9 protein-coding genes are annotated in these 11,580 nt (G+C 73.6%); 4 read left to right on the top strand and 5 right to left on the bottom strand.

The features are described from left to right. Positions 1-418 precede the first annotated feature (418 nt). Positions 419-2,494, top strand: coding sequence for a PhoX family protein (locus tag BZL64_RS34965; RefSeq protein WP_086773088.1), 2,076 nt, complete (start codon positions 419-421; stop codon positions 2,492-2,494). Positions 2,495-2,515: 21 nt separating this feature from the next. Here BZL64_RS34965 and BZL64_RS34960 read toward each other — a convergent pair whose 3' ends face one another. The 4 genes from BZL64_RS34960 to BZL64_RS34945 all read right to left on the bottom strand — a co-directional run bounded on the left by BZL64_RS34960 (position 2,516) and on the right by BZL64_RS34945 (position 6,685). After that, entirely contained in the window at positions 2,516-4,465 is a 1,950-nt protein-coding gene (locus BZL64_RS34960) for an FUSC family protein (RefSeq protein WP_086773087.1), read from the bottom strand. Positions 4,466-4,527: 62 nt separating this feature from the next. Further along, complete coding sequence (locus BZL64_RS34955) at positions 4,528-5,544, bottom strand: endonuclease/exonuclease/phosphatase family protein (protein ID WP_086773086.1); 1,017 nt, start codon at positions 5,542-5,544, stop codon at positions 4,528-4,530. Continuing rightward, positions 5,489-5,839: a hypothetical protein gene (locus BZL64_RS34950; RefSeq protein WP_086773085.1), complete on the bottom strand. Its 351-nt coding sequence runs from the start codon at positions 5,837-5,839 to the stop codon at positions 5,489-5,491. Before BZL64_RS34950 ends, BZL64_RS34955 begins: the two co-directional genes overlap by 56 nt. A 60-nt stretch (positions 5,840-5,899) precedes the next feature. Continuing rightward, positions 5,900-6,685 carry an alpha/beta fold hydrolase gene (locus tag BZL64_RS34945; RefSeq protein ID WP_086773084.1) on the bottom strand — a complete coding sequence of 262 codons (786 nt, stop codon included), beginning with the start codon at positions 6,683-6,685 and terminating at the stop codon, positions 5,900-5,902. A 79-nt stretch (positions 6,686-6,764) separates the two neighbouring features. Between BZL64_RS34945 and BZL64_RS34940 the strand changes: the two genes are divergently transcribed. Both BZL64_RS34940 and BZL64_RS34930 read left to right on the top strand, forming a co-directional pair. After that, positions 6,765-8,135, top strand: coding sequence for an aminotransferase class I/II-fold pyridoxal phosphate-dependent enzyme (locus BZL64_RS34940; RefSeq protein ID WP_086773083.1), 1,371 nt, complete (start codon positions 6,765-6,767; stop codon positions 8,133-8,135). A gap of 968 nt (positions 8,136-9,103) precedes the next feature. Then, positions 9,104-9,733: a hypothetical protein gene (locus BZL64_RS34930; protein WP_086773082.1), complete on the top strand. Its 630-nt coding sequence runs from the start codon at positions 9,104-9,106 to the stop codon at positions 9,731-9,733. Positions 9,734-9,812: 79 nt separating this feature from the next. On the opposite strand, the gene BZL64_RS34925 is transcribed toward BZL64_RS34930, so the two are convergent. Then, a complete protein-coding gene (locus tag BZL64_RS34925) occupies positions 9,813-10,274 on the bottom strand; it encodes a hypothetical protein (protein ID WP_244205697.1) in 462 nt (153 codons plus the stop codon). Between the two features lie 145 nt (positions 10,275-10,419). On the opposite strand from BZL64_RS34925, the gene BZL64_RS34920 reads away from it, so the two are divergent. Continuing rightward, positions 10,420-11,580 (top strand): PP2C family protein-serine/threonine phosphatase (locus BZL64_RS34920; protein ID WP_244205695.1); only part of this gene is annotated, 1,161 nt, incomplete at its 3' end.

The raw sequence follows: 11,580 nt of genomic DNA, 5'->3' as shown, positions 1-11,580 counted from the left end.
GGGGGGGTGGGGACGACCGTCTCGGGGGTCGTCGTGGTCGGCTGCGGCTCGGGGTGGTTCGTGGGTTCCGTCTGCGAAGGAATCCGTGCCGCACCCTCCGCCTCTGCGGTCCGCTCCTTGCGAGAACGGCCGAATGCGTTCCGCAGGAGAGTGAGAATGCCCATGTGCGCAACCCTTCGCGTGAGTTGATCCCGTCAATCCCTGGCCAGGACGGACACGTAAGGTTAGCGGCCCCTGGTGGTGATCTTCGGCAGGGGTGAGTGGGCGTACGGCGGGTGTGTCAATACCACCCCTCGACTGGGTGAACACCCTTGTGGCTGCCCCGGATTCACTCTCTGTTCACCCGGCGTCAGCGCCTCCGCACATACGTACCCCTACCGTCACGCTCACACCAAGTGCACGCAAGGGGAGTTTAAAGGTGCGCAAGCTGCTGCCGTTGATCGGAACGCCGTCCCAGTCCCACCCGGGCGGACGCTCCGCCATGACCTGTCGTTTCCGGTGTGGTGACGCCTGCTTCCACGAGGTGCCCAACACCAGCGGCAACGAGTACGTCGGCGATGTCATCGCCGGGGCGCTCAGCCGCCGCTCGATGATGCGTGCCGCCGCCGTCGTCACCGTGGCGGGCGCCGCCGGTGCCGCCGGTGTGGCCGGTGCGCGTCCCGCCGAGGCGGCCACCGCGGATCAGGTGAAGCCGTCCAAGCCGTCCAAGCCGTCCGGGGCTCGCGGGCTGCGTTACAGCAGCGTCGCGCCCAACACCCTCGACGCCGTCGTCGTCCCGGACGGATACACGCAGAACGTCGTGATCCGCTGGGGCGAGCCCATCCTGCGGGGTGCGCCGGCCTTCGACCCGGAGAAGCAGACCGCCGCCGCGCAGGCGGGCCAGTTCGGGTACAACAACGACTTCCTGGCGCTGCTGCCGCTGCCGGGCGAGCGCAACCGGCAGCTGCTCGTCGCCAACCATGAGTACACCGACGAGGTGCTCATGTTCCGTGGCTACGACGCCGCCAACCCCACCCGTGAGCAGGTGGAGATCGCCTGGGCCGCGCACGGCCTCTCCGCGGTCGTCGTCGAGGGCGACCGCAGGACCGGCAAGCTCGTCGCCGTTCCCCGGCACCACCTCAACCGGCGGGTCACCGCCACCACCGAGTTCCGGCTGACCGGGCCCGCCGCCGGGTCCGACCTGCTGAAGACCTCCGCCGACCCGACCGGCACCAAGGTCCTCGGCACGCTCAACAACTGCTCCGGCGGCACCACGCCGTGGGGCACGACCCTGCACGGCGAGGAGAACTTCAACCAGTACTTCGCCAACAGCGGCCGGCCGACGGACAAGCGTTACGGGATCGGGACCGGCGCCACCGAGCGCAAGTGGGAGCGGTTCGACAAGCGCTTCGACGTGGCCCAGGAGCCGAACGAGTCGCACCGGTTCGGATACGTCGTCGAGTTCGACCCGTACGACCCCTCGTCCACGCCGCGCAAGCACACCGCGCTCGGCCGCTTCAAGCACGAGGCCGCGACCATCCGGCTCACGCACGACGGCCGTCCCGTCGTCTACACCGGTGACGACGAGCGCTTCGACTACTTCTACAAGTTCGTCGGCAGCAAGCGGATGCGGCACGGCAGCAGCCGCTCGGTGCGCGAGCACAACCTCTCGCTGCTCGACGAGGGCACGCTGTACGTCGCGAAGCTGACGGGTGACTCGCCCGCCATCGAGATCGACGGAACCGGCAAGCTGCCCGCCGACGGCGAATTCGACGGCAGTGGTGAGTGGATCCCGCTGGCGACCGCCACCGCGAAGGGCGCCGTCTCGCACGTCGAGGGCATGACCGCCGAGGAGGTCTTCGTCTTCACGCGGCTCGCCGGTGACAAGGTCGGCGCGACGAAGATGGACCGGCCCGAGGACATCGAGCCCAACCCGGTCACCGGCAAGGTCTACGTCGCCCTCACCAACAACAGCAACCGGGGGAAGGCCGGCTCCGCCGCCGCCGACGAGGCCAACCCGCGCAACGCCAACAAGCACGGGCACGTCCTGGAGCTGACCGAGCGCTGGAACCGGGCGGAGTCGACGAAGTTCTGCTGGTCGCTGTTCCTGGTGGCCGGTGACCCGGCGGACCCGTCGACGTACTTCGCGGGCTTCCCGAAGGACGCCGTCAGCCCGATCTCCTGCCCGGACAACGTGGCCTTCGACCCGCACGGCAACCTGTGGATCTCCACGGACGGCGCGCAGCTCGGCTCGCACGACGGGCTGTTCGGGGTCGCCACCCGCGGCTCGCGGCGCGGTGAGCTGAAGCAGTTTCTGACCGTGCCGACCGGTGCCGAGACCTGCGGCCCGCTCATCCAGGAGCGGCGCGTGCTGATCGCCGTGCAGCACCCGGGCGAGCTGGACGGCGCGTCCGTCGAGACCCCGAAGAGCACCTGGCCCGACGGGCCCGGCAAGCTCGTCCGCCCGGCGGTCGTGTCGGTGTGGCGCGTCGACGGCGAGGACATCGGCGTCTGAGTCGCCCCACGTCACCGGTGTCTACGGCTGGTGCGGTGACGCGATCGTGCGCGCCGCCGCCACCTCCTGGCGGAGGGCTTCCAGGACGCTGTCCGGCGGGCCCGTGAGGTCGGTGCGGACGGGGTAGAGGACGTCGGTGTCGCGCAGGCCCTCCGACAGCTCGCGCAGCTGCCTGGCGACGTGCGCGATCTCCGCCTCGGACGGCGGTTCGGCTCCGTGTTTCACACGGACCCGGGCCGCCGTCGTCGCGTCCACGATCCGTTCGACGGCGACGACGAGCGGCCACCAGGCGGCGGCACGGGTCCCGGTGGGCGGCGGTTCGGTCAGGGCGCGCTGGAACTCCGTACGGATGACGGACAGGTCGCGGTAGAGGCGGCGGCGCATCCGGGCGCGGGCCGGGGGGTCGACGTGGCTGCCGAAGGCGGACTCGGTGTAGCGGGCCGTGTCGGCGACGGCGTCGGCGAGGCGGTCGCCCACGCGCGTGTGCCAGCTCTCCGGCCACAGCAGATAGCCGGCGACCAGGGCGATCGCGCAGCCGATGAGGGAGTCCACCAGGCGGGGCAGGAGCAGGGCCGTGCCCTGGTGGTTGAGGACGTCGGAGAGGAGCAGGATCACCGGGGTGATGGCCGCGGTCTGGTAGCCGTAGCCGCGAGGGGTGAGGGCCGGGATGAGCGGGGCCAGCAGCAGCATCACGGGTACGTCCCACCATCCTCGCGGGACCTGCGAGAGCACCGCCGCCGCGACGACGAGGCCGGCGACCGTGCCGACGGCGCGCAGCAGGGCGCGGGAGAAGACGGAGCCGAAGTCGGGCTTGAGTACGAAGGTGATCGTCAGGGCGACCCAGTAGGAGCGGGGGACGGTGATGATCGACACGAGGACCTGGGCGAGGCCGATGCACAGCGCGAGGCGCAGGCCGTAGCGCCAGGACGCGGCGGAGAGCAGCACGTCGTGGGCCGCGCGGGCGGCGCGGACGCGGAGCGCGGCGGGCCGGCCGAGCCGGTCGACGAGGCCCAGGGGATCGACGTCGGGGGCGGCGACGACCTCGGCGGTGTGGCGCAGGGCGTGGTCGACGGCGCGGCCGGTCTCCTCGGTGGGCGTGGGCAGGCCGAGGCCGATCGGCCCGGTGAAGCCGGTCTCCACGGCCTGCGCGAGATGCCGTACGGCCGCCGGGACCTCGGGCGGGAGCGGCCGGCCTGCGAGATGGGCGGCGGGGGCGACCTCGACCACCGGGGTGATGGCGTTCAGCTGGGCCAGCAGCCTGGTGAGTTCGGGGCTGCGGCCGTGGTGGCGGGCGCGGTGGGCGAGGACCAGGTCGTAGGACTGGTTCAGGGACTGGGTGACGGCGTGGCGGGCGTCCTCGTAGGCGCCGGGGGTGGTGCCGGCGGAGGCGTCGAGGAGGGTGGCGACCGTGCGGTAGGTGCCGGCGACGGCGGCGCGTTCGGGGACGCCGGAGCGCAGCGGCCAGGCCAGCAGGGCGAGGAGCAGGACGAGGAGGCCGCCGCCGGTCATCAGGACGGGGGCGAGCCACCACGCGCCGGGCATGGGCAGGCCCGCGCCGACGACGGAGTTGAGGAGCAGCAGCAGCCCGGACACGGAGGCGACGGCGCCGATCGTCGAGATCATCCCGGAGACGAGGGCGACGGCGGTCACGGCGGTGACGGCGAGCCAGCCGTGGCCGTACACGGCCGCGCCGAGGGTGATGCCGACGGCCCCGAAGGCCTGCGGGATCGCGATGTTGAGGATGCGTATCCGGTAGGCGTCGGCGGTGTCGCCGATGACGCCGGACAGGGCGCCCATGGAGGCGAGCGCGCCGTACTCGGGCCGGCCGAGCGCCAGTCCGATCAGCAGGGGGAGCGCCATGGCGAGCGCGGCGCGGGCGACGGCGGGCCGGTTGACGGGGGCCTGCTGGGGCCGCAGGTTCCGCACCAGCCAGTCGGGAGGGGTGAGGCCGATGGGAAGCTCGCGGGGCATGCGCTCATTATGGGCGCCCGCCGTCCACCCCCCGGCCTGTCGGGGCTGCCTGTCGGGGCTGCCTATCGGGGCTGGTGGAGGGTGACGTCGACGAGGAGGGAGCGGTGGTCGGTGCGGGGGAGGTCGAGGAAGCGGGCGCGGCTCGAGGAGAAGTCGCCGGAGACGAGGACATGGTCGATCTGGGCGCCGAGGACCGGCGTGGTGCGGGTGGGCCAGCTCGGTTCCCGTGGGCTGCCCGCGAGCCGGGCGGCGTCGCGCAGCCCGGTGTCGAGGATGCGGCGGAACGCGGCGTGGTCCTGGGAGGCGTTGAAGTCCCCGGCGAGGATCAGCGGCCCGTCGCCCCGGTGGTCGTCGGCGAAGTCCCGCAGCCGGCCCAGCTCCCGCTTCCACACGGTGACCTGGCGGGGCAGCGGCGGCTTGGGGTGCGCCAGCTGGAGCCGTACGGGACGCCCGTCGACGTCGGCGACGGCACCGGGCATGCCCATCACGCCGGGCACGACCGGGGCGGGCGTCAGCGGGAACCGGCTGAGGATGACCGATCCGACGGAGGTGTCCCCCTCGACGGCCTGCCGGTAGGGAAACGCTGTGCCGAGTTCTGCGCGCACGGTGGCCTGACAGCGGTACTCGCACTCGGACACGAACACCACATCGGGCTTCTCCCGCCGTACGGCGCTCACGAGGGCGTCCGTCGCCCCGCCGAACTCCACGTTGGAGGCGAGCACCCGCAGCCGGGCGACGGCGAGGCCGTCGGGTTCGTCGGCGTTGCCGTACGGCTCGATGAACCAGGCGAGCAGCCCGAGCAGGACGACGCCCCACACCAGCCCCGTCCACCAGCGGGCGAGCAGCGACAGCAGCAGCCCCGTCCCGGTGGGCACGAGCAGCCAGGGCAGGAACGCGAGCAGTTGCGGGATCGGGGTCATGGCGTCGGTGTCGGCGGCCCGGCACGCGACGACGGCACTCACGCCGGCGAACAGCAGCCCCGCGCACCACGCCCCGAACGCCCGCCCGCGCCCGCGTGGCACGTCAGCGGAACTCCCGTACGACGTCGATGGTCCCGACGATGTGCGTGTTGAACTCATCCAGCTCCTCCGCCGGTACCCACAGCTCCAGGATGGTCTCTCCGCCGGCCTGCCGCACCGGATACCGGGTGAGGAAGCCGCTCTCCACCTCGAACCGGGTGACGTAACCGACGCCGGAGGCCGGGACGTTCCAGTCGCGGGCGATGCGGATCGCGTAGTCCTCGTTCAGGACGGGATAGAAGATCGGCTGCTCGGGCAGCCTCGGCGGCCACTGCCGCCATCCGGAGGCCTCCACCAGGGCCAGCTCCTCGGGCCCGGTGGGCCGCCAGAGGGTCGTCGTTGTCGTCTTGCTCATGCGGTGACGGTAGACGGGAGGACGGCCGGCGGACCAAGGGTTTGCCACCGGCCCGCCGGGTCAGTCCGCGTCCACCCGTTCCAGGAACTCGCCCAGCACCGCGTTGAACTCCTCCGGGCGCTCCAGGTTGGGCATGTGGCCGCAGTGGTCGATCACGCGCAGGACCGAGTCGGGGAGGAGGGCGTGCAGGGTCTCCGCGTCGCGCACGGGGGTGTACTCGTCGTCCGCGCCGACGACGACGAGGGCGGGGGCGGTGACCCGGCGGAGCACGGGGCGGTAGTCGGGGCGTTCGGCCCGGCCGCGCAGGGCCGCGGCGGCGCCCTCGGGCGGCGTGGACGTCATCATGCGGTGGACGTGGGCCCGGACCGCGTGCGGGGCGTGCGGGGCGACCATCTTGAGGAGGACCTCGTCGGCGTAGCCGCGCATGCCCTCGGCCAGGAGACGGTCGGCGACGGCGTTGCGGGCGGCCTTGCCGGCGGGGGTCTCGGGTTCGGCGAAGGTGTCGGCGAGGACCAGGCCCCGGACGCGGTCGCCGAGACGGTCGCAGCACTCCATCGCGATCTGGCCGCCCATCGACAGCCCGGCCAGCACGAAGGTGTCCACCGACAGGTCGTCGAGGAGGTCCTCGATGTCCTGGGCGAACCGGGAGAGGAGGGTGGTGCCGGGGGTGACCGGGGAGGCGCCGTAGCCGCGCAGGTCGGGGGTGATGACGCGGCGGGCGGGGGCGAAGGCCTCCCGTTGCGGGGCCCACATCGTGTGGTCGAAGGGGTGGCCGTGGACGAGGACCAGGGGGATACGTCCGGCGGTATCCGAGCCTTTGTCCTCGTATGCGAGGAAGGGTGCCATGCGTCGACCCTAGGTTCACCAACTCCTCGGTGCAATAAGATCTTTGCCCTCGGTGCAATGCCGGACGGGAGGGGAAGCCATGAGCGACTACCGGGTCATCGCCGACCGCATCGCCGACGACATCGCGCGGGGGCGGCTCGTGCCGGGGCAACGGCTGCCGCCCCAGAGGCGGTTCGCGCGCGCCCACCGGATCGCCCCGTCGACGGCCGGACGCGTCTACGGCGAACTCGTCCGGCGCGGGCTGGTGGTGGGCGAGGTCGGCCGGGGCACCTTCGTACGGGCCGCACCCGCCGTCCCCGAGGGCCGCGCCCTGGTCGAACCGGCCACCGCCGCGCCGGTCAACCTGGAACTCAACTACCCGTCCGCGCCCGGCCAGTCGGAGCTGCTCGCGCCCGGACTCGCCCCGCTCCTGCGGGCCGACGTGCTGACCGGGGCACTGGGCACCGCCGCGGCCGACGGCACCGCCGACGCGCGAGCCGCCGCGGCCCGGCTGCTCACCGCCCCCGGCTGGCGCCCCGAACCCGCCCGGTTCCTCTTCACGGGCAACGCCCGCCAGGCCATCGCCGCCGCGCTCGCCTCCCTGGTCCGGCCGGGTGGCCGCGTCGGCGTGGAGGAGCTGACGTATCCCCTGGTCAAGGAGATCGCCGGGCGGCTGGGGATCGTGCTCGTGCCGGTCCGCGGCGACGCCGAGGGACCGCGGCCGGACGCCCTGCGGGCCGCGCACCGCGCCGCTCCCCTCTCCGCCCTGTACGTCCAGCCGGCCCTGCACAACCCGACCTCGCTGACCATGAGCGAGACCCGCAGGCACGAACTCGCCCGTGCGGCCGTGGACTTGGCGCTGCCCGTCGTCGAGGACCGCATCTGGTCCTTCCTCCGGCCGGACGCCACCCCGCTCGCCGCCCACGCGCCCGCGCTGACGCACGTCGTCGACGGCCTGTCCAAGCGGGTCGCGCCGGGACTGACGGCCGGATTCCTCGTCGTACCGCCGCACCGGGTGGACGCGGTGGCCGCCGCCGTGCGGTCCGGGGGGTGGAGCGCGGGACGGTTCGCGCTGGAGGCAGCCGTGCGGTGGACCGGGGAGGGGACCGTGGACCGGCTGGTGGCGGCGAAGCGGGCGGACGCGGCCCGTCGGCAGCGGATCCTCGCGGCCCACCTGGGCACCTTCGCCGTACGGACCGACCCGCACGCCTATTTCGCCTGGTGGGAGCTGCCCTCACCATGGCGGGCGGACACCTTCACGGCCGCCGCCGCCGCGCACGGCGTCGCCGTCACTCCCGGCACCGCCTTCGCCGTCGACCCGCACCGCACGCCGGACGCGGTCAGACTCGGCCTGGCGTCCGCGACGGAGGGGGAGTTGGCGTGGGCGCTGCGCCGACTGGCGTGGCTGGCAAGGGAGTCGGAGCCGCCCGGCGGCGCCGGACCAGGCGGCCCACCCGTACGTACCGCGTGAGCCACACCCCGGCCGCCACCGTCAGGCCCACGGCCAGCAGGAACCAGGAGGCGGTGCGCAGGGTGGCCGTCAGGGCGTCGTAGACGGCCGCCGCCGCCGGGCGGCGGGACTGGTCGGGGAGGTCCGTGAGGGTGAGGTGGCGCGCGAGCGAGATCGCGAGGCCGAGGAACGCGCCGCCCAGCGCCGTGCCCAGCGCGGCGGCGGTGAGGGCGCGGCGGCGGCAGGCCGCGACGGCGATGCCGGTCACGGCGAGGACGACGGCGGCCAGCGGCAGCCAGAATCCGGCCAGGTCGAGCACGTGGTAGCCCTTCCGGAGGGTGGCCAGTTCGGCGGCGGGCAGCAGCGCGACACGGGTGTGCGCGAGCGGCACCCGCTCGGCGAACGGCAGGTTGTCCGCGACCAGTTGGGCGCGCACACGACGCGCCACCGGGGCGAGGTCGACGGTGACCTCGCGCTCGCGGTCGTCGTGCAGGGCCGACATCACGGCGGTGTGCGCGGCCTCGTTGCCCGCGTCCCACGCGGTGCGGTAGGCGCGGGTGTGGGTGAAGGAGCGCAGCGCGTCCCGCACGAAGGGGATGACCTCGGGGTGCAGCGGGCCGCGTTCGGCGGCGGCCCTGCGCAGGAGGTCGTCGCCGACGGTGTCCACCACGGCGTCCCGTACGGCCGGGTCGGAGGCGAGCGGCGCCATCGCGGTGACGTACCGGCCGGTGTCGGTGAGGCCGTACGCCGCCCAGGCCGCCAGTGCGCCGAAGGGCATCAGGAGGCAGGACAGGGCGATCAGGACGGCCGACACGGCGGTCCGCAGGCGTCGGGACACAGCTCCAGGCAAGGACGTACGGGCCCGGCGCGCGAGCGGGGGCGGCCAGTCGGGTGGATCGCGGCCGGAGCCGGGGCCCTGGGGATTCCGTGCTCCGGTGGAGCGTTCACCCGAACGGGTGTCTCATGGATCTGGGGAGAAGGAGGCGATCATGCGCACCACTCCGGCCCTGCGGACACCCGCCGTGCGGACACCCGCCGTGCGGACTCTGGCCGCGGCCCTGCTCACCGGTGGCACCCTCGCGGTCGCGGCGCTCGGCCCGTCGGCCACGGCGTCCGCGGCGACGATCGACCGACAAGGCAGCGTCGACCGACAAGGCAGCGTCGACCGACAAGGCAGCGTCGACCGGCGAGGCAGCGGTGACGGCGCCGTCTGGGGCACCGTCACCTCCCGTACCGACCTGAGCCTGCGGCAGGCGCCCACCACGCACGCCCCCTCGGCCGGCACGCTCGCGCCGGGCAGCCGGGACCGGATCGAGTGCCGGGCGCTGGGACAGAGCGTCAACGGCGACGCGCACTGGTACTGGCTCGTCGGCGCCGGGGCCTGGGCCAGCGCCGCCTTCGTGGACACGCGCGGCGAGCGGGTACCGGACTGCGCCGACCCCTGCCCGCGCTGGAAGGACGAGGACTGGGCGAACTGGAACGACGCCTGGGACGACGAGGCGTGGAGCGTCACCGGCTCGGGCTCCGTCAGCTTCAGCTTCAGCTTCTCCGGTTCGTGGAGCTTCGGCGCCACAGAGACCTCGTCGGACGGGTGGGAGTGGATCCCGCTCGCCCGGTGAGTCGAGGGATGAGGGAAGACGTGGGCCCCGGCGAGAACCGCCGGGGCCCACGCACGCGCGCGGCAGGCGCCGGGAGCTACTACCCCGTGCGGTGTCCCTCCGCGTCCTCGTGCGTGTAGTAGCGGTAGAACATCACCGCGAAGAAGCCCGCCGCGACCGCCACCGAGACTCCGGCGGAGTACAGCACGCTCGAACCGCTCTGGTTGATGAGGAAACCGATCGCGCAGCCCGCGAACACCGCCCACATCAGGGCGTGCACTTCGCGCCGCATGCGCGGGGCGACGGCGCGGATGCCGACGTACAGCACGATGAACGCGAGCGCCGCGACGAAGCCGAACAGGATGTTCCAGCCGGTGATCGGCCCGGCGCTGCGCCGGTTCGCCGCGGCCCAGTAGCCGTAGACGAGCCCGAGCGTGACGGGCACCGCCCACTTCATGACCAGGTGGGTCCGCGCGCCGAAGACGTCGGTCGCGTCGCCTGCCCCGGACGGGGCTCGCGTGCCCGGTGTCCGCATGCCCGGTGTGGGTGCCGCATGAGCCATGGGAGCACTCCTCTCTCCTCGCCCCCCGGCTTCCAGGGCACACCTGGGGAGTGGCGGAGGCAAGTCGGTGGGACGCGGGCTCCTTACTTCGCACGGGGCGCCGACCGGGGATGCGGCTGCGTCGTGAGCGTGTTTCGCTGAAACGGTGAGCGACCGAGGGGGCCAGGGGCTGCTCGCCCGAAATCCGCGCGCCCGGGGCCGGGACGTCCTGGAGCGCCAGAAGCTGCTTCAGTTCCGCGGCCACAGCGTCACCTGGCTGGTGCCGCTGCTGATGCTGGTCGCCATTCCCGTCGTCGACCTCAACACCGGCGGAGAGTTCCGCATCGTCTCCTGGTGCGTGTTCGTCGCCGCGATCTCCGCCGCGCTGTGTGGGGTGTGGACGACGGCCGTCTTCGCGGTGCTGGGGGTGGTCACCTACGTCGCCGCGGACGCCGCCTGGCCCTACCAGTACCGGGAGGGCCCCGCCGACTTCGTCCTCGTCCTGATCGGCGGGGTCCTGTCCGTGCTGGCCGCCGCGGTCCGGGTGCGCGGCGAGCACCGGATGCTGCACATGCGGCACATCGCCGAGACCACCCGCCGTACGGTGCTGCGCCCGCTGCCGCCCGGCTGGGGTGGGCTCGACCATGCCGCCGCCTACCTCGCGGCCGACGCCGACGCCCGCGTGGGCGGCGACTTCTACGACATCCAGCCCGGACCGCACGGCACCCGCGTCCTCCTCGGCGACGTGCAGGGCAAGGGGCTGGGCGCGGTGGAGGCGGCGGCGGCGCTGCTCGGCACCTTCCGCGAGGCCGGCTACCACGAGGCGGACCTCGCGACGGTCGCCGAACGGCTGGAGGTCCGGATGCGGCGTCACCGCGGCCACACGGTTGCCCTCGGCCGCGCCGACGGGGACCGTTTCGCCACGGCCGTGCTGCTCGGCTTCCCCGCGGAGGAAGAGGGGGTGGTCGACCTCGTCGTGTTCGGCCACGAGGCGCCGCTCGCCGCCGGTCCTGGCGGGGTACGGCGGCTGCCGCACGCCGGCGGACTCCCCCTCGGCCTCGCCGAACTCACCTCCGGCGACCCCCCGCCGGTGCTGCGCGCCGCCGTCGCCCCCGAGGAGACGCTGCTGCTGGTCACCGACGGCGTCACCGAGGCACGGGACGGCGCCGGCGCCTTCTACCCGCTGGCCGACGACATCGCCGCCGGCCTCGCCCGCGAGCCACGCACCGCCGAACCGGACCGCCTGGTCGCCTACGTCCGCGACGGCACCCTGCGGCACTGGGGGGGCCGTCTCGACGACGACACGACGATCTTCGCGGTACGGCGG

Origin of the sequence: Streptomyces bobili (assembly GCF_002154575.1) — a bacterium.
Classification (GTDB): Bacteria; Actinomycetota; Actinomycetes; order Streptomycetales; family Streptomycetaceae; genus Streptomyces; species Streptomyces bobili.
The sequence above is the reverse complement of the archived record's forward strand: the minus strand, read 5'-3'. Positions and strand labels throughout refer to the sequence as shown.